11 protein-coding genes, 3 rRNA genes and 1 pseudogene are annotated in these 18266 nt (G+C 66.5%); 2 read left to right on the top strand and 13 right to left on the bottom strand.

Features of this window, described 5'->3' with window-relative positions:
• Positions 1-7: 7 nt before the first annotated feature.
• From CP976_RS24725 to CP976_RS24695, 7 genes are all read right to left on the bottom strand, one after another.
• Positions 8-1180, bottom strand: coding sequence for an acetoin utilization protein AcuC (locus tag CP976_RS24725; protein WP_150482335.1), 1173 nt, complete (start codon positions 1178-1180; stop codon positions 8-10).
• Positions 1131-2345, bottom strand: coding sequence for an MFS transporter (locus CP976_RS24720; RefSeq protein WP_150482334.1), 1215 nt, complete (start codon positions 2343-2345; stop codon positions 1131-1133). The genes CP976_RS24725 and CP976_RS24720 overlap by 50 nt, the downstream gene beginning before the upstream one ends.
• Before the next feature lie 75 nt (positions 2346-2420).
• Complete coding sequence (locus tag CP976_RS24715) at positions 2421-3065, bottom strand: HAD family hydrolase (protein ID WP_150482333.1); 645 nt, start codon at positions 3063-3065, stop codon at positions 2421-2423.
• 9 nt (positions 3066-3074) lie between these two features.
• Positions 3075-4058 (bottom strand): pectate lyase family protein, encoded by a 984-nt coding sequence (locus CP976_RS24710; protein ID WP_150482332.1) that lies wholly within the window; start codon positions 4056-4058, stop codon positions 3075-3077.
• 152 nt (positions 4059-4210) lie between these two features.
• Positions 4211-4326 (bottom strand): 5S ribosomal RNA (rrf, locus tag CP976_RS24705).
• Positions 4327-4421: 95 nt separating this feature from the next.
• A 23S ribosomal RNA gene (locus tag CP976_RS24700) occupies positions 4422-7541 on the bottom strand.
• 306 nt (positions 7542-7847) lie between these two features.
• Positions 7848-9375 (bottom strand): 16S ribosomal RNA (locus tag CP976_RS24695).
• The 16S, 23S and 5S rRNA genes sit together here, the layout of an rRNA operon.
• Before the next feature lie 831 nt (positions 9376-10206).
• On the opposite strand from CP976_RS24695, the gene trpS reads away from it, so the two are divergent.
• Positions 10207-11241, top strand: coding sequence for a tryptophan--tRNA ligase (gene trpS, locus CP976_RS24685; protein WP_150482331.1), 1035 nt, complete (start codon positions 10207-10209; stop codon positions 11239-11241).
• Between the two features lie 50 nt (positions 11242-11291).
• Here trpS and proC read toward each other — a convergent pair whose 3' ends face one another.
• The 6 genes and pseudogenes from proC to CP976_RS24650 all read right to left on the bottom strand — a co-directional run bounded on the left by proC (position 11292) and on the right by CP976_RS24650 (position 15885).
• Entirely contained in the window at positions 11292-12104 is an 813-nt protein-coding gene (proC, locus tag CP976_RS24680; RefSeq protein ID WP_150482330.1) for a pyrroline-5-carboxylate reductase, read from the bottom strand.
• A gap of 113 nt (positions 12105-12217) precedes the next feature.
• Positions 12218-13003, bottom strand: a complete 786-nt coding sequence (locus tag CP976_RS24675) for an ABC transporter permease (RefSeq protein ID WP_150482329.1) — start codon at positions 13001-13003, stop codon at positions 12218-12220.
• The gene (locus CP976_RS24670) at positions 13000-13824 is read right to left on the bottom strand and encodes an ABC transporter ATP-binding protein (protein WP_150482328.1); all 825 of its coding nucleotides are present in this window, start codon (positions 13822-13824) and stop codon (positions 13000-13002) included. The genes CP976_RS24675 and CP976_RS24670 overlap by 4 nt, the downstream gene beginning before the upstream one ends.
• Positions 13825-13856: 32 nt before the next feature.
• Positions 13857-14648, bottom strand: a pseudogene (locus tag CP976_RS24665) (class I SAM-dependent methyltransferase); the annotation flags it as partial.
• A 113-nt stretch (positions 14649-14761) separates the two neighbouring features.
• Complete coding sequence (locus CP976_RS24660; protein WP_150482327.1) at positions 14762-15268, bottom strand: EamA/RhaT family transporter; 507 nt, start codon at positions 15266-15268, stop codon at positions 14762-14764.
• A gap of 287 nt (positions 15269-15555) precedes the next feature.
• Positions 15556-15885 (bottom strand): SH3 domain-containing protein, encoded by a 330-nt coding sequence (locus tag CP976_RS24650; RefSeq protein ID WP_150482326.1) that lies wholly within the window; start codon positions 15883-15885, stop codon positions 15556-15558.
• Between the two features lie 181 nt (positions 15886-16066).
• On the opposite strand from CP976_RS24650, the gene CP976_RS24645 reads away from it, so the two are divergent.
• Positions 16067-18217, top strand: coding sequence for a serine/threonine-protein kinase (locus tag CP976_RS24645; RefSeq protein WP_150482325.1), 2151 nt, complete (start codon positions 16067-16069; stop codon positions 18215-18217).
• Positions 18218-18266 lie beyond the last annotated feature (49 nt).

Below are 18266 nucleotides of genomic sequence, written 5' to 3'. Positions count from 1 at the left end.
CGCCCGGTCAGGCCAGCAGCCCCCGCAGCGGGAACACCGCCCGCCGAGCCGCCAGCACCGCCTGGTCCAGCCGGTCCGCGGGGTCGTAGCCCTCCTCCCAGCCGGGGAAGGCCACGGGCCAGCGTCCGTCCGTCATCCGCGCCGGGGCCAACTGCCGGGTCCGGGCGAACGCTTCCTGCCGCCAGCCCTCGGGAATCATCGCACCGGGCTCCACGGCCCGGCCCGCCGCGATCCCGACCAGATGCGTCCACGACCGCGGCACGACGTCCACCACGGCGTAGCCGCCCCCGCCCAGCGCCACCCACCGCCCGTCGGCGTAGTCGTGCGCCAGGTCGTGACAGGCCACCTGCACCGCCCGCTGCGCGTCCAGCGACACCGCCAGATGCGCCAGCGGATCCTCGAAGTGCGTGTCGGCCCCGTGCTGCGTCACCAGCACCTGCGGCCGGAAGTCCGCGATCAGCTCCGGCACGACCGCGTGGAACGCCCGCAGCCACCCGGCGTCCCCGGTTCCGGCCGGCAGTGCGACGTTCACCGCCGAGCCCTCGGCGGAGTCCGCCCCGGTCTCCTCCGGCCAACCGGTCTGCGGGAACAGCGTCCGGGGATGCTCGTGCAGCGAGATCGTCAGCACCCGCGGGTCCTCCCAGAACGCCGCCTGCACCCCGTCCCCGTGATGCACGTCCACGTCGATGTACGCCACCCGCTCGGCCCCGAGCTCCAGCAGCCGGGCGATCGCCAGCGACGCGTCGTTGTAGATGCAGAAACCGGACGCCCCGCCCGGCATCGCGTGGTGCAGCCCGCCCGCGAAGTTCACCGCGTGCAGCGCGTCACCGCGCCACACGGCCTCCGCCGCCCCCACCGACTGCCCGGCGATCAGCGCCGACACCTCGTGCATCCCGGCGAACGCCGGATCGTCCATCGTCCCCAGCCCGTACGACTGGTCCGCCGACCCCGGCTCCGCCGACGCGGCCTTCACCGCCTCGATGTAGTCCTCCCGGTGGACGAGCCGCAGCGTCGACTCCCCGGCCGCCTTCGCGGCGACCACCTCCACCTCACGGTCCAGCCCGAAGGCATCGACCAGTCCCCGGGTCAGGGCGAGCCGGACCGGGTCCATCGGATGCCCGGGACCAAAGTCATAGCCCGTTACTGCCTCGTCCCACATCAGCTGTGCGCGGCCGCTCATGTCCGCCACCGTATCGGTCCGGTTGAGGCGCGAACGACCGGGCGTACACCAGCGTCACCAGCACCAACACCATCGGCACAACCATGGCCCCGCGGTAGCTCCACGCGTCCCCGAGCGCCCCGACCAACGGCGAACCGATCAAAAACCCCACATAGTTGAAGACATTCAGCCGCGCCACGGCCGCATCCGAAGCCCCGGGGAACAACCTGCCGGCCGCCGCGAACGTCTGCGGCACCAGCACACACAACCCGAGTCCCAGCAGCGTGAACCCCAGCATCCCCACCCACGCCCCGGGCGCCACCGCCACCACGGCGAATCCACCCGCCGCCACCAGCGCCCCGCCCCGCACGACCGCGACGGCCCCGAACCGCCGCACCCCGAGGTCCCCGATCGCCCGCCCCAGCAGCGTGGTGACCATGTACACGTTGTACGGCACGGTCGCCATCTGCTCCGAAGACCCGAGCACGTCCTTCAGGTACTTCGCGCTCCAATTGGAGACCGTGGAGTCCCCGATGTACGCCACGGTCATCACCAGACACAACGGCAACAGCCACTTGAAGACGACGACCTGGCCCTCGCCCGCCTTCTCCGCCACCGCCGGCGCCGCCCCGTCGTCGACGTACCACCGGCTCCCCACCAGCACCGTGGGCAGCAGCAACGCCACGACCGGCAGGTACGACACCCACAAGGCCAGATCCCAGTGCGCCCCCACCCACGCCAGCGAGGCCCCCGCGATCCCGCCCAGGCTGTAGGCGGCGTGGAAGCTGAGCATGATGCTGCGCCCGTACGACCGCTGAAGGCTCACCCCGAGCATGTTCATCGACGCGTCCAGCACCCCGACGGCGAGCCCGAACGCCGCGAGCGCGACGCCCAGTTCCACCATCCGCTCCCCGGCCCCGACCCCGAGCAGCGCCAGCAGTACCACGGGCTGCGACCACCGCAGCAGCATGCTCGGCCGCACCCGCTTCACCAGCCGCTCGGTGGTCACGCTCCCGACCCCGGCGAGGATCGGCACGGCGGCCAGGAAGGCGGGAAGCAGCGCGTCGGAGACCCCGTACCGGTCCTGGATGGCCGGAATCCGCGTCACGAGCAGAGCGAAGGCGACCCCCTGCACCAAGAAGCTGAACGCCAACGAGGCCCTGCCGCGCCGCAGCACATCAGTCATGGCGGCGAGCGTAGGGCCCAGGCTTACCCGTGGGTAGATCCAGCCAAAGATGAATTTGACTCAGCTTCCATGCCCTCACACGAGCAGCTCAGTCAGCTCCCGCATGTCGGAGAAGAACCGCCCGGCCCCGACGAGCCTCTCCGCCGGCGTCATGGCGGTGAACCCGTACACGTTCATCCCCGCCGCAACCGCCGCCCGCACCCCCAGCGGGCTGTCCTCGACGACGACACAGCGCTCCGGCACGACCCCCATCCGCTCGGCCGCGTACAGGAACAGATCGGGAGCCGGCTTTCCCCTCCCCACATCCTGCGCACTGAAGATCCGCCCCTCGTCGAACCACCGATCGAGACCGGTGGTCCGATGCCCGACCCGGATCCGCTCATGACTCCCGGACGACGCCACGCAGTACGGCACGGAGTCGGCGGCAAGCTTCTGAAGCACCTCCTCGACGCCGGCCACCGCCTTCAAGTCCCGCTCGAAGGCCGCGAAGACCCGACCGTGGAACACGTCGTCGAAGTCCACCGGCAGCCGCCGCCCGGTCCGCTCCTCCACCAGGTCGTGCACCCGGTGCATGGCGGAACCCATGTAATCCCGGACGGAGTCCTCGTACGACGTCGGGTGCCCCAGCTCGGTGAGGTAGGCGGCCAGGAGCCGGTTGGAGATGGGTTCACTGTCGACGAGGACACCGTCATTGTCGAAGATCACGAGGTCATGGCGCATGACCAGACCCTAGACGGCACCGATCTTCCCGACACCGGCCCCAGCCCGCACCAGCGAGGGCACGTTGGCCGCCGAATCCAGCGTGTACGAGTAGAAGGTCCGCGGCTCGGTCACGCTGCCGTTGGTCTCGCACGTCCCCGACCCCACGAACTGGTTCCCGCGCTGCACCAGTCGCCCCGGCCCGGAATCGGCATAACCACTGGCCGAGTAGCAGGGATGGGGGACGTTCTCGAAGTAGTTCCCCTCGACGAGCACCCCCGCGTTCATCGTGGACGCGACCCCATACAGCTCGTTGTTCCGGAAGTAGTTGTTGTAGACGTGCACCGGCTCCCCGAACCGCACCCGCGGATTCCGCTGCTTCGACCCGTCGAAGAAGTTGTGGTGGATGCTCACCTTCAGCTTGCCGGCGTCCTGGCCGCCGTTCCCGTCCGAGTGCCCGATCAGCATGTTCTTGTCAGTCTTGTTGAACCAGTTCCAGGACACGGTGACGTACTCGGCCGCCCGGTTGATGTCGAGAGCACCGTCGACGGGTGCGACGAACTCGTTGTGGTCGATCCAGATGTGATGCGACTCCCGCCCGACGTTGACCGCGTCGTCCTCGGCGTTGGCGAACTTGATGTTCCGCACGATGACGTTGTACGACCGGTAGAAGTCGAGCCCACCACCATTGATGACGGCCGACGAACCGACCCCGACGATGGTCTTGTTGGGCCGCACACCCTGCTTGCTGGTGATGTCGATGGTGCCCTGCACCTTGATGATCAGCGGTCCCACGGTATCGATGTACTCGAGGAACTGCTCGGAGGTGGTGGCGGTGACGGTCGCGCCCCCGACCCCACCCGTGGTGCCGTTCTGCCCGAGCGCGTTGACGGCGGCGAACCCGGTGGGAGCCGACTCGGCCATCGGCGCCGGCCCGGCCGCCGTCGCCTGGCCACCGAGCCCCAACGCACCGAGCAGGAGGACGAGCGACAGCGTTAACGAAGACGATCTCATGAGGTACCTCCTCCGTTAGAAAGCGCTTTCCGAACGCCACGAAGGTAAGTGTGTGTCTTGAGCATGTCAACACTTGATTACGGCCAAAACCCATGATCTCACGCAGAAAACCCCGCACCGGCTGAAGCCGGTACGGGGTTTTCCCAAGAATTGTTCGGCGGCGTCCTACTCTCCCACAGGGTCCCCCTGCAGTACCATCGGCGCTGTAAGGCTTAGCTTCCGGGTTCGGAATGTAACCGGGCGTTTCCCCTACGCTATAACCACCGAAACACTATGAAACTGTGGAACTATGCCGCACCATACCGTGGCCATGGCATGGGGCTGTTCGTGGTTTCAGAACCAACACAGTGGACGCGAGCAACTGAGGACAAGCCCTCGGCCTATTAGTACCGGTCAACTCCACACGTTACCGTGCTTCCATATCCGGCCTATCAACCCAGTCGTCTACTGGGAGCCTTACCCTCTCTAGGAGGTGGGAGTCCTCATCTCGAAGCAGGCTTCCCGCTTAGATGCTTTCAGCGGTTATCCCTCCCGAACGTAGCCAACCAGCCATGCCCTTGGCAGAACAACTGGCACACCAGAGGTTCGTCCGTCCCGGTCCTCTCGTACTAGGGACAGCCCTTCTCAAGACTCCTACGCGCACAGCGGATAGGGACCGAACTGTCTCACGACGTTCTAAACCCAGCTCGCGTACCGCTTTAATGGGCGAACAGCCCAACCCTTGGGACCGACTCCAGCCCCAGGATGCGACGAGCCGACATCGAGGTGCCAAACCATCCCGTCGATATGGACTCTTGGGGAAGATCAGCCTGTTATCCCCGGGGTACCTTTTATCCGTTGAGCGACGGCGCTTCCACAAGCCACCGCCGGATCACTAGTCCCGACTTTCGTCCCTGCTCGACCCGTCGGTCTCACAGTCAAGCTCCCTTGTGCACTTACACTCAACACCTGATTGCCAACCAGGCTGAGGGAACCTTTGGGCGCCTCCGTTACTCTTTAGGAGGCAACCGCCCCAGTTAAACTACCCATCAGACACTGTCCCTGATCCGGATCACGGACCCAGGTTAGACATCCAGCACGACCAGACTGGTATTTCAACGACGACTCCACACTAACTGGCGTTAGCGCTTCACAGTCTCCCAGCTATCCTACACAAGCCGAACCGAACACCAATATCAAACTGTAGTAAAGGTCCCGGGGTCTTTCCGTCCTGCTGCGCGAAACGAGCATCTTTACTCGTAGTGCAATTTCACCGGGCCTATGGTTGAGACAGTCGAGAAGTCGTTACGCCATTCGTGCAGGTCGGAACTTACCCGACAAGGAATTTCGCTACCTTAGGATGGTTATAGTTACCACCGCCGTTTACTGGCGCTTAAGTTCTCAGCTTCGCCACCCCGAAGAGTGACTAACCGGTCCCCTTAACGTTCCAGCACCGGGCAGGCGTCAGTCCGTATACATCGCCTTACGGCTTCGCACGGACCTGTGTTTTTAGTAAACAGTCGCTTCTCGCTGGTCTCTGCGGCCACCCCCAGCTCACCGTGTAAAACGGATCACCAGTGATGGCCCCCCTTCTCCCGAAGTTACGGGGGCATTTTGCCGAGTTCCTTAACCATAGTTCACCCGAACGCCTCGGTATTCTCTACCTGACCACCTGAGTCGGTTTAGGGTACGGGCCGCCATGAAACTCGCTAGAGGCTTTTCTCGACAGCATAGGATCATCCACTTCACCACAATCGGCTCGGCATCAGGTCTCACCCTCAAGTCATCCGGATTTACCTAGATGACGGGCTACACCCTTACCCCGGGACAACCACCGCCCGGGCTGGACTACCTTCCTGCGTCACCCCATCACTCACCTACTAACCGCTTGGTTCGGCGGCTCCACCACTTTCCTTTCCCCGAAGGGTCCGGAACGGCTTCACGGCCTTAGCATCACGATGCTCGATGTTTGACGCTTCACAGCGGGTACCGGAATATCAACCGGTTATCCATCGACTACGCCTGTCGGCCTCGCCTTAGGTCCCGACTTACCCTGGGCAGATCAGCTTGACCCAGGAACCCTTAGTCAATCGGCGCACACGTTTCTCACGTGTGAATCGCTACTCATGCCTGCATTCTCACTCGTGAACCGTCCACAACTCGCTTACGCGGCTGCTTCACCCGGCACACGACGCTCCCCTACCCATCACAGCACCCGTTGGGGCTATAGCTGCAATGACACGACTTCGGCGGTACGCTTGAGCCCCGCTACATTGTCGGCGCGGAATCACTAGACCAGTGAGCTATTACGCACTCTTTCAAGGGTGGCTGCTTCTAAGCCAACCTCCTGGTTGTCTCTGCGACTCCACATCCTTTCCCACTTAGCGTACGCTTAGGGGCCTTAGTCGATGCTCTGGGCTGTTTCCCTCTCGACCATGGAGCTTATCCCCCACAGTCTCACTGCCGCGCTCTCACTTACCGGCATTCGGAGTTTGGCTAAGGTCAGTAACCCGGTAGGGCCCATCGCCTATCCAGTGCTCTACCTCCGGCAAGAAACACACGACGCTGCACCTAAATGCATTTCGGGGAGAACCAGCTATCACGGAGTTTGATTGGCCTTTCACCCCTAACCACAGGTCATCCCCCAGGTTTTCAACCCTGGTGGGTTCGGTCCTCCACGAAGTCTTACCTCCGCTTCAACCTGCCCATGGCTAGATCACTCCGCTTCGGGTCTTGAGCGTGCTACTCCACCGCCCTATTCGGACTCGCTTTCGCTACGGCTTCCCCACTCGGGTTAACCTCGCAACACACCGCAAACTCGCAGGCTCATTCTTCAAAAGGCACGCAGTCACGAGATGGAAGCAAGCTTCCATCCGACGCTCCCACGGCTTGTAGGCACACGGTTTCAGGTACTATTTCACTCCGCTCCCGCGGTACTTTTCACCATTCCCTCACGGTACTATCCGCTATCGGTCACCAGGGAATATTTAGGCTTAGCGGGTGGTCCCGCCAGATTCACACGGGATTTCTCGGGCCCCGTGCTACTTGGGTGTCTCTCAAACGAGCCGCTGATGTTTCGACTACGGGGGTCTTACCCTCTACGCCGGACCTTTCGCATGTCCTTCGCCTACATCAACGGTTTCTGACTCGTCTCATGGCCGGCAGACCATGAAAGAGAGATCCCACAACCCCGTATACGCAACCCCTGCCGGGTCTCACACGCATACGGTTTGGCCTCATCCGGTTTCGCTCGCCACTACTCCCGGAATCACGGTTGTTTTCTCTTCCTGCGGGTACTGAGATGTTTCACTTCCCCGCGTTCCCTCCACACTGCCTATGTGTTCAGCAGCGGGTGACAGCCCATGACGACTGCCGGGTTTCCCCATTCGGAAACCCCCGGATCAAAGCCTGGTTGACGACTCCCCGGGGACTATCGTGGCCTCCCACGTCCTTCATCGGTTCCTGGTGCCAAGGCATCCACCGTGCGCCCTTAAAAACTTGGCCACAGATGCTCGCGTCCACTGTGCAGTTCTCAAACAACGACCAGCCACCCATCACCCCGGACCTTCGATCCGAGTTCACTGGGGCCGGCGCTGAGGAAAGTTCATTCCCTCAGACACCCAACAGCGTGCCCGGCCGACTCCCGTCCGAAGATCATGCGTTCCACGCTCTTGCGAGCAGTACTAACAGCCTCCGACCCGAAAATCCCGGCCGAATAGTCAACGTTCCACCCATGAGCAACCAGCATCAGACATTCGCTGATGTACTGGCCTCTGAACCAGGCAAGCCTGGTTGAGAAGTGCTCCTTAGAAAGGAGGTGATCCAGCCGCACCTTCCGGTACGGCTACCTTGTTACGACTTCGTCCCAATCGCCAGTCCCACCTTCGACAGCTCCCTCCCCACAAGGGGGTTGGGCCACCGGCTTCGGGTGTTACCGACTTTCGTGACGTGACGGGCGGTGTGTACAAGGCCCGGGAACGTATTCACCGCAGCAATGCTGATCTGCGATTACTAGCGACTCCGACTTCATGGGGTCGAGTTGCAGACCCCAATCCGAACTGAGACCGGCTTTTTGAGATTCGCTCCACCTCGCGGTATCGCAGCTCATTGTACCGGCCATTGTAGCACGTGTGCAGCCCAAGACATAAGGGGCATGATGACTTGACGTCGTCCCCACCTTCCTCCGAGTTGACCCCGGCGGTCTCCCGTGAGTCCCCAACACCCCGAAGGGCTTGCTGGCAACACGGGACAAGGGTTGCGCTCGTTGCGGGACTTAACCCAACATCTCACGACACGAGCTGACGACAGCCATGCACCACCTGTACACCGACCACAAGGGGGCGCCCATCTCTGGACGTTTCCGGTGTATGTCAAGCCTTGGTAAGGTTCTTCGCGTTGCGTCGAATTAAGCCACATGCTCCGCCGCTTGTGCGGGCCCCCGTCAATTCCTTTGAGTTTTAGCCTTGCGGCCGTACTCCCCAGGCGGGGCACTTAATGCGTTAGCTGCGGCACGGACAACGTGGAATGTTGCCCACACCTAGTGCCCACCGTTTACGGCGTGGACTACCAGGGTATCTAATCCTGTTCGCTCCCCACGCTTTCGCTCCTCAGCGTCAGTATCGGCCCAGAGATCCGCCTTCGCCACCGGTGTTCCTCCTGATATCTGCGCATTTCACCGCTACACCAGGAATTCCGATCTCCCCTACCGAACTCTAGCCTGCCCGTATCGACTGCAGACCCGGGGTTAAGCCCCGGGCTTTCACAACCGACGTGACAAGCCGCCTACGAGCTCTTTACGCCCAATAATTCCGGACAACGCTCGCGCCCTACGTATTACCGCGGCTGCTGGCACGTAGTTAGCCGGCGCTTCTTCTGCAGGTACCGTCACTTTCGCTTCTTCCCTGCTGAAAGAGGTTTACAACCCGAAGGCCGTCATCCCTCACGCGGCGTCGCTGCATCAGGCTTTCGCCCATTGTGCAATATTCCCCACTGCTGCCTCCCGTAGGAGTCTGGGCCGTGTCTCAGTCCCAGTGTGGCCGGTCGCCCTCTCAGGCCGGCTACCCGTCGTCGCCTTGGTGAGCCATTACCTCACCAACAAGCTGATAGGCCGCGGGCTCATCCTTCACCGCCGGAGCTTTTAACCTCCACTCAGGAGAGTGGAAGTGTTATCCGGTATTAGACCCCGTTTCCAGGGCTTGTCCCAGAGTGAAGGGCAGATTGCCCACGTGTTACTCACCCGTTCGCCACTAATCCCCACCGAAGTGGTTCATCGTTCGACTTGCATGTGTTAAGCACGCCGCCAGCGTTCGTCCTGAGCCAGGATCAAACTCTCCGTGAATGTTTACCGGTAATCCGGTCGACACCACGAGAGCGGAACAGTCAGGCGGAATAGGCCCGACCGTTCACAGCGTCCTCGCTGTGTTTTTTCAAAGGAACCTCGTCCCAGCTGATGCTGGAGACGGGGTATCAACATATCTGGCGTTGACTTTTGGCACGCTGTTGAGTTCTCAAGGAACGGTCGCTTCCTTTGTACTCACCCTCTCGGGCTTTCCTCCGGGCGCTTCCCTTCGGTCTTGCGTTTCCGACTCTATCAGATCTTTTCTCGATCCGATTTCCTCGGTGCTTTCCAGGTTTCCGCTTCCGCGTTTCCCTTTCCGGCGGTTCCGACTCTATCAGATCCTTTCGGGCCTGATTCCCGGTCGGCGGGATTTGCCTTCGCGGCTGTTGGGCCGTTCCGACGAGTGAGACTTTAGCGGATTCCCCGGCTCCCGAGCCAATCGGGGGCCGCGTCCTTTCGAACGGGGATTCCTCATTCCGTAAATACGCACGCCAATGAAACGACGACAGAACTACTTCGTCGAGTAGTGGTTGGTACCTGCGGATTGGCTGCCCGGGGACCGACCGGAGTCGGCGCTCACGTCGGGCAACTCGGAGAACACTACGGACGGGGTCTGGGCGTGTCAACTCAAGGGCGGACGGCACTCCCGGGGCATAGTCTGGGATGCATGACGACGCGTACGTGTACCCAGCTGTGGTGGGCCGCCTGACGGCGGCCGTGCTCACGTATGCACTCAACGGCCGCCGCTTCGGCGGCCGTTCTTGTTTCTCCCTCCAGACCACCGAGGGGCGGCCGCCGGGGCGGCGGTCACGACCGGAAGGTGGAGGAGAGATGACACGGGTCTTCAGCGGGGTCAAGCCGACGGGGCATCTGACGCTGGGGAACTACCTGGGAGCCATGCGGCGGTGGGCTTCCGTCGACCAGTACGAGGCCGACGCCTTGTTCTGTGTCGTCGATCTGCACGCGCTGACCGTGGACCACGATCCCGCGCGGGTGCGCAGGCTGAGCCGGCAGGCGGCGACCCTGTTGCTGGCGTCCGGGCTGGATCCGGAGCTGTGCACCCTGTTCGTGCAGAGTCATGTGGATGAGCACGCCCGGCTGTCGTACGTGCTGGAGTGCGTTGCCACCGACGGCGAGATGCGGCGGATGATCCAGTACAAGGAGAAGGCCGCGCGGGAGCAGCGGCGGGGCGGGAGTGTGCGGCTGTCGCTGCTGACGTATCCCGTGCTCATGGCGGCGGACATCCTGGCGTACGGGGCCGATGAGGTGCCGGTCGGGGACGACCAGGTGCAGCACGTCGAGCTCACGCGGGATCTGGCGGTGCGGTTCAACCAGCGGTACGGGCATACGTTCGTGGTGCCCCGGGCCACGCGTCCGGGCGTGGCGTCGCGGGTGATGAACCTCCAGGATCCGACGTCGAAGATGGGCAAGAGCGACGACGTCGGGCCGGGGATCGTCTATCTGCTGGACGAGCCGGACGTGGTGCGGAAGAAGGTCATGCGGGCCGTGACCGACAGCGGGCGGGAGGTCGTGTACGACCGGGAGGCCCGGCCGGGGCTCGCCAATCTGCTGGAGATCCTCGCCGCGTGCGCGGGTGGGAGTCCTGAGGAGCTGAGCGGGGCGTACGCGTCGTACGGGGCGTTGAAGAAGGACACCGCGGAGGCTGTGGTCGAGGTGCTCAGGCCCGTGCAGGAGCGGCACAAGGAGTTGTGTGCGGATCCCGGCTTTGTGGAGGGGGTGCTGCGGGACGGGGCGGAGCGGGCTCGGGGGATGGCCCGGCCGACCGTGGATGCCGCTTATCGCGCGATCGGGTTGCTGCCTGCTGTGCCGGCGGCGGACGCGGGTGGGGCCGTGCTGAGGGTGTGAGGAAAGTGGCGCGGGCGTCGGGCGGGTCGCCTGCCCGACGCCCGCAGTGCTCAGCTGTTGTTGCCGGTGGCCAGGGCGCGGCTGCGGTCGCGGGCGGCTTCGAGGGCGGCGATGAGGGCGGCTCGTACGCCGTGGTTCTCGAGTTCGCGGATGGCGTTGATCGTCGTGCCGGCGGGGGACGTGACGTTCTCGCGGAGCTTGACCGGGTGTTCGCCGCTGTCGCGGAGCATCGTCGCGGCGCCGATCGCGGACTGGACGATCAGGTCGTGGGCCTTGTCGCGGGGCAGGCCGAGGAGGATGCCGGCGTCGGTCATGGCTTCGACCAGGTAGAAGAAGTAGGCCGGGCCGGAGCCGGAGAGGGCCGTGCAGGCGTCCTGCTGGGACTCGGGGACGCGGAGGGTCTTGCCGACGGCGCCGAAGATCTCCTCGGTGTGGGCGAGGTGGTCGGCGGTGGCGTGGGTGCCGGCGGAGATGACGGACATCGCCTCGTCGACCAGGGCGGGGGTGTTCGTCATGACGCGGATGACCGGGGTGCCGGGCGCGAGGCGTTCCTCGAAGTACGCGGTGGTGATGCCGGCGGCGCCGCTGACGACCAGGCGGTCGGCGGGGACGTGGGGGGCGAGTTCGTCGAGGAGGGTGCCCATGTCCTGCGGTTTGACCGTGAGGATCAGGGTGTCGGCGATCTTCGCGGCTTCCGGGTTGGTGACCGGGGTGACGCCGTAGCGGGTGCGGAGCTCTTCGGCTCGTTCCGGGCGGCGGGCGGTGACCAGGAGGTCGGCCGGGGTCCAGCCGGCTCGGATCATTCCGCTGATCAGGGCTTCGCCGATCTTGCCGGTGCCGAGGACTGCGACTTTCTGGGTCATGGCTTTCGGTGCCCTCCGGGGGTTGCGCGTCGTCCGGGTTCATCCTCGCACTCGCGGGTGGTGGGGCGGGGTGTGTGTCCGGTGGGCGGGATGTCGGCAGGGCAGCTCGGTGTCTACGCCGTCCGCCGCCTGAGGGTTGCCGCTCCGAGCATCAGGACCAGGAGTGCGCAGCCCGCGACGATCAGGGCGTCGCGGACGAAGGGGGCGGTCATGTCCGTGTGGCGGAGGACCTCGTTCATGCCGTCCACCGCGTAGGACATGGGGAGGACGTCGGAGATCGTCTCCAGGACCGGGTGCATGTTGTCGCGGGGCGTGAAGAGGCCGCAGAGGAGGAGCTGGGGGAAGATCACCGCCGGCATGAACTGGACCGCCTGGAACTCCGAGGCCGCGAAGGCCGAGACGAAGAGGCCGAGGGCCGTGCCGAGGAGGGCGTCGAGGAGGGCCACCAGGAGGAGGAGCCAGGGGCTGCCGGTGACGTCGAGGCCGAGGAACCAGACCGCGAGGCCCGTGGCCAGGGCGGACTGGATGATCGCGAGGGTGCCGAAGGCCAGGGCGTAGCCGGCGATGAGGTCCCCCTTGCCGAGGGGCATGGCGAGGAGGCGTTCGAGGGTGCCCGAGGTGCGTTCGCGCAGGGTGGCGATGGAGGTCACCAGGAACATCGTGATCAGCGGGAAGATGCCGAGGAGGGACGCGCCGATGCTGTCGAAGGTGCGGGGGCTGCCGTCGAAGACGTAGCGCAGCAGGAACAGCATCACGCACGGGATGAGGATCAGCAGCGCGATGGTGCGGGGGTCGTGGGCGAGCTGGCGCAGGACGCGGGTCGCGGTGGCGGTGGTGCGGGAGGCGTTCAGAGCCCTCGGTGGGGTGGGAGTGATCGTCTGGGGGCTCGTGGTGGTCATCGCGTCGTCTCCTTTGTGCGGGCTGCCGCCTTTGCCTCGTCCACCAGGTGCAGGAAGGCCTCCTCGACCGTCTCCGCGCCGGTGCGGGTGCGCAGGGCCTGCGGGGTGTCGTCGGCGAGGAGCTCGCCCTCGCGCATGAGGAGGAGGCGGTGGCAGCGTTCGGCCTCGTCCATGACGTGGGAGGAGACGAGGAGGGTCGCGCCGCGGCTCGCCGCGATGTCGTGGAAGAGGGTCCAGAGGTCGCGGCGCAGGACCGGGTCGAGGCCGACGGTCGGTTCGTCGAGGACCAGGAGTTCGGGGGTGCCGAGGAGGGCGACGGCCAGGGAGACGCGGCTGCGCTGGCCGCCGGAGAGGTTGCCGGCCAGGGCGTCGGCGTGGGTGGTGAGGTCGACGTCGGCTATCGCGCGGGTGACGTTGTCGTGGCGGCGTGCGGCGGCGGGCCGGCCGGGGTCGAGTATCGCGGCGAAGTAGTCGAGGTTCTGGCGGACCGTCAGGTCGTCGTAGACGGACGGGGCCTGGGTGACGTAGCCGATGCGGGTGCGCAGGGTGGGGTGGCCGGCGGGCCGGCCGAGGACGTCGAGGGTGCCGGTGACCTTGGCCTGGGTGCCGACGATGGCGCGCATGAGGGTGGACTTGCCGCAGCCGGAGGGGCCCAGCAGGCCGGTGATCTGGCCGCGGGGGATCGTGAAGCCGAGGTTGCGCAGGACCGTGCGGGGGCTTCGGGTGACGGTGAGGTTCTCGGCGCGGACGGCTGCGTGGGCGGCTGTGGGTTCGGGGGTGGTCGCGTTGGGGCGTGGCGGGCCAGGAGCATTATTCATCATGCGATGAATAGTGCTCCTGGGGGTGGGGTGCGTCAAGCGGGGGTGCGTCGAGCAGGGGTCTTCGCGAGGAAGAGGACCACCTCGTAGACCTCCTCGACGATGCCGTCCGGGAAGGCCTTGAGGAGGTGCTCGCGTTCTTCGGCCAGGAAGGCCGCGGTGTGTTCCTCGTCGTCGATCAGGAAGACCGAGTGGCTGCCGATGTTCGCGAGGTGGGTGTCGACGGGGACGCGGCGGCTCCAGCGGACCGTGCGGCGGGTGAAGTCGAGGCCGCCGGTGGGGTCGGCGGCGCGGGCGTTGACGTTCCGCTTCTCGGCGGCGACGTCGATGCCGAAGTGGCGCTCCGTGCGGGCGGCCGCCTCGGCGATCCACGGCACGTCGAGGGCGTCGGTGTTCCACCAGAGGGCGAGGGCGCCGCCGGGGCGCAGGACGCGGAGGGCCTCCGGGACGGATCGGGCGGGGTCGGTCCAGTGCCAGGCCTGGGCGTAGGTGACGAGGTCGACGCAGGCGTCGGCGAGCGGCAGGTCGTCGCCGGTGCCGCGGATGATCGGGATGCCGGGGAGGGTGCTGCGGAACTGTGCCGCCATGCCGTCGCCGGGTTCTACGGCGATGACGTTCGCGCCGCGGGCGTGGAGGAGGGCGGTGGCTATGCCGGTGCCGGCGCCGATGTCTGCGACGCGGGAGCCGGGGAGGGGGTGGTCGGCCAGGGCTTCTATCGCGTCGAAGAGGGCTGGGGGGTAGGAGGGACGGTTGGCCGCGTACTGGGCTGCGGCGGTGTTGAAGGAGTGGGCGCGGGTGGTGTGGGTGCGGGTGGATTGCGGAGTGGGGGGCTCGGGGGTGGATTCGGCTCCGGTGGGGTGGGGGTGGAGGGGTGTGTGGCCATACGGCCATGGTGGCCGGGGTGGGGGTGGGGGGCGGTGAGTTTTCGGTGAGAGGCCGGTTATGCGCGGCGGCGCTTTTTCGACGGGTTGCCCGAGCGGCGGGTCGTGCGCTTCTCGTGGTGCTTGCGGGCTGCCTCGTACTCCTCGCGGTGGAGCCGTTCGCCGGGAGCCTCGGTGAGGGAGCGGAAGAAGTAGGCGAGGAGGGAGCCGACGAAACCGATGGTCAGCAGGGAGCGGAGGGATGCCTGGCGGTCGGGGTCGGGGCGGCGGGTGAAGCCGTCCCAGGTGTGGCGGAAGGCCATCGCGCTGCAGATCGCGAACATCGCGATCATGAGCAGGCTCACGAATCCGCCGATCGCGGCGATCTGGAGGCCCTGGTAGGCGAGGCGTAGGACGAGGCAGGAGACGACGGCGGTGGCGAGAGAGCCGATGGCGACGCCGATGCGGCGGGCGGTGTAGCCGTTGTCGTGGTTCAGCCAGGTCGTGCCGAAGAAGCGGATCGGCTCCGGGCGGGGGCCGTCCGTGGGGGCCGTGGGGGTCGCCGGGGTGCCGTTCTCTGCGCTCACCGGTCGATTATGACTCGGCGCGTGTGGTCGGTCGTATGCCTGCGGCGGCCTGTGCGGCTTCGGTGGGGGTGCGCGTAGCGCCTACCTGGGGTGCGGTGGGTCGGGGCCGCGCCGGGGGGTGTCCGTCCTCGGAACGGCGCGATGGGCTTGCGAACCGACTCACCGTCCCTTGACGCGCCAACCGCTGCGGGCGGACACCCCCCGACACGTCCCCTTCCGTGCGTGCGGCACCGACACCGACGCCGAGCAACCGGACAGCCCCGGGAACGACAAGAACTCCCGGTCGGTCAGCCGCAGCGTGGGCGGATGTAGCCGTCGCTGCCCGTGTTCACGTAGGCGTCCGAGACGTACTGGCCGCTCGCGATGTTGTCCCAGATGCTCGTCGTGCCGTACGGGCCCGTGACCCTGGTGCCGGGTGTCTGGCAGTGGATCGGGACTCGGGAGCCCTCGGGCAGGATCTTGACGATCGGGTAGCCGGTGCCGGGACCGCTGCGGACGTTGAGACTGACGCCCGGTGCGATCGAGAAGTACGTGGCCGCCGCGGCCAGTGTGGTGACCAGCGGCATGCCGGTCTCGTGTGTGCCGCGCTCGGCCTCTTCGACAGGCTCGACTGACATGAAAACCTCCCCCGTTGAACCCCATGGCTGCCATGGAGTCCCGTTGATTCCCCTGAATCACGCCATCAAACACCTGTGCGTGACTCGCCAGCGGAGGCTAGCAAGCCGCCTCTGTCCCGGACGAGTCATCGACTAGGCTCCGTGCGTCGCGCGCGCGGACGAACAGCACGGGGGTGGTCCCATGGCGCCACAGCGGAACGTCGGAGCGGGCCCGGAAGCGGAACTTCCTGAGTACGCCGGTCACTACCGGCTTGAGTCCTGTCTGGGCTCGGGCGGCATGGGGGTCGTCCATCTGGCCCGGAGTACGTCCGGGATGAAGCTCGCCGTGAAGGTCGTGCACGCGGAGTTCGCCAAGGACCCGGAGTTCAGGGGGCGTTTCCGGCAGGAGGTCGGGGCGGCCCGGCGGGTCAGCGGCGCCTTCACCGCACCTGTCGTGGATGCCGACCCCGAGGCCGGACGGCCCTGGATGGCCACGCTGTTCATCCCGGGTCCGACGCTGGCCCAGGAGGTGAAGCGGAACGGGCCCATGGCGCCGGCGCAGTTGCGCCGGCTGATGGCCGGGCTCGCGGAGGCCCTGCGTGACATCCACCGGGTCGGCGTGGTGCACCGGGACCTGAAACCGAGCAACGTCCTGCTCGCCGAGGACGGGCCGAAGGTCATCGACTTCGGCATTTCCCGGCCAAAGGACAGCGAGTTGCGGACCGAGACCGGGAAGCTGATCGGTACGCCGCCCTTCATGGCGCCCGAACAGTTCCGGCGGCCGAGGGAAGTGGGGCCCGCCGCCGATGTGTTCGCCCTCGGGTCCGTCATGGTGCACGCGGCGACCGGGCGGGGGCCGTTCGACTCGGACAGCCCTTACGTCGTCGCCTACCAGGTCGTGCACGACGAGCCCGAGCTGGCCGGTGTACCGGAAGAGCTGGCGCCGCTCGTGCTGCGGTGTCTCGCCAAGGAGCCCGAGGACCGGCCCTCCCCCGACGAGTTGATGCGGGAACTGCGGTCGGTGTCGGCCTCGTACGACACGCAGGCGTTCATACCCGCGCAGCGTGTGGAAGAGGTTCCGGCGGAGGAAGAGGCGGAGGCGGAGGCTGCCGAGCAGGGCGGCGGGGGGCCGGGGGTTCCGGCGTCCGGATCCGGGGAGCGCCGGTCCAGGTTGCGGCTCGGCAAGCGGGCGGCTCTCGGTGCCGGGGCTCTCGGGCTGGCCGTCGCCGGTGCGCTGGCGGCCGTCCCCGTGCTCGTGGGCGGGAGTCCGGCGCCCGAGGTCACCGCTCCCCGCACCACGTCGGCCGCCTTCGCGGCGTGGGAGGCGCCGCCGTTGTCCGGGAAGAGCATGCCTCAGTGCTCGTACGCGGCGGGGAAGTTGCTCTGTGCGCAGACCGGGCTGGTCTTCGCTCTCGATCCGGTCGACGGGCGGCTGCTGTGGCGGCATCCCCTGGACGGGGCCGCCGCGAGCGGGCCACCGAGTGGGGCTCCGGTCGTGTCGGGCGGGCTGGTGCCGGCCGGGCTGGGCCAGGGGCCGCGGGTGACGATGCTCGACCCCCGCTCGGGGGACGTGGAGCGGCGGCAGGAGCTGCCCGGGTACGGAGGGCTGCGGGCCGTCGGCGGCATGCTGCTGCTCACCGCGGCCGACGGCACGGTCACCGCGGTGGAGAGCGCCTCGGGCGAGGTGAAGTGGCGTCATCGGATTCCGGGACAGGACACGCCGTACTTCGTCTCGTTCCCCGGTGATCCGCTGGCGTACGCGGCGAGCGTGTCCGGCGACGGGTCCGGCACGAAGGTCACGGCGGTGGATCCGGTCACGGGCGACGTGCGGTGGGACGCGCGGCTGGAGGGGTCGTTGCAGCCCCTCGGGTCTGCGGACGGGGCGGTCGTGTTCGTGTCGGTCGACGCCGTGCGCGGGGATGCACGGGCCGTGGTGCGCTACGACCCGGAGAGCCGGGCGAGCGTGCGGGTGCCGTTGCGTATTCCGTTGCAGCAGGTGGAGGGGAGTGTGCGCGGGGACGTCGTTCATCTCATGGCGACGGGCGGGGCGCTGGTCGCCGTCGATCTGGAGGCGCGCAGGCAGCGGTGGAGTCTGGAGACGGGTGCCGTCCGGGGGTCGAAGCCGGTCGCCGACGACCGGTACGTGTACGTGACCGTGCCGGACGGGCGGCTGCTCGCCGTCGACGCGCGGCGCGGCAAGCTCGTCGGGCAGACGTCTCCGCGGCTGGGCGACCGGTCGGACCGGGTTCCGGCCGCGCTTCCCGAGCCCGTGCTCGTGGACGACCGGGTCTACGCCGGGGCGCCGGACGGGACCGTCTTCGCCGTGAACGGGCGCGATCCGTCCGGTTGGTAGGAGGTACGCGGAAGGGCCGCCCCCGGGAGACCGGGGGCGGCCCTTCCGC

The organism is Streptomyces coeruleorubidus, from assembly GCF_008705135.1.
Classification (GTDB): domain Bacteria; phylum Actinomycetota; class Actinomycetes; order Streptomycetales; family Streptomycetaceae; genus Streptomyces; species Streptomyces coeruleofuscus.
Note: the sequence above shows the minus strand (reverse complement) of the source record. Positions and strands in the feature narration are given on the sequence as shown.

What these genes read in the sequence shown, in the direction of transcription:
- CP976_RS24725 (WP_150482335.1), bottom strand. Translation starts at nt 1,180, where the DNA reads ATGAGCGGCCGCGCACAGCTGATGTGGGACGAGGCAGTAACGGGCTAT.
- CP976_RS24720 (WP_150482334.1), bottom strand. Translation starts at nt 2,345, where the DNA reads ATGACTGATGTGCTGCGGCGCGGCAGGGCCTCGTTGGCGTTCAGCTTC.
- CP976_RS24715 (WP_150482333.1), bottom strand. Translation starts at nt 3,065, where the DNA reads ATGCGCCATGACCTCGTGATCTTCGACAATGACGGTGTCCTCGTCGAC.
- CP976_RS24710 (WP_150482332.1), bottom strand. Translation starts at nt 4,058, where the DNA reads ATGAGATCGTCTTCGTTAACGCTGTCGCTCGTCCTCCTGCTCGGTGCG.
- trpS (WP_150482331.1), top strand. Translation starts at nt 10,207, where the DNA reads ATGACACGGGTCTTCAGCGGGGTCAAGCCGACGGGGCATCTGACGCTG.
- proC (WP_150482330.1), bottom strand. Translation starts at nt 12,104, where the DNA reads ATGACCCAGAAAGTCGCAGTCCTCGGCACCGGCAAGATCGGCGAAGCC.
- CP976_RS24675 (WP_150482329.1), bottom strand. Translation starts at nt 13,003, where the DNA reads ATGACCACCACGAGCCCCCAGACGATCACTCCCACCCCACCGAGGGCT.
- CP976_RS24670 (WP_150482328.1), bottom strand. Translation starts at nt 13,824, where the DNA reads ATGATGAATAATGCTCCTGGCCCGCCACGCCCCAACGCGACCACCCCC.
- CP976_RS24650 (WP_150482326.1), bottom strand. Translation starts at nt 15,885, where the DNA reads ATGTCAGTCGAGCCTGTCGAAGAGGCCGAGCGCGGCACACACGAGACC.
- CP976_RS24645 (WP_150482325.1), top strand. Translation starts at nt 16,067, where the DNA reads ATGGCGCCACAGCGGAACGTCGGAGCGGGCCCGGAAGCGGAACTTCCT.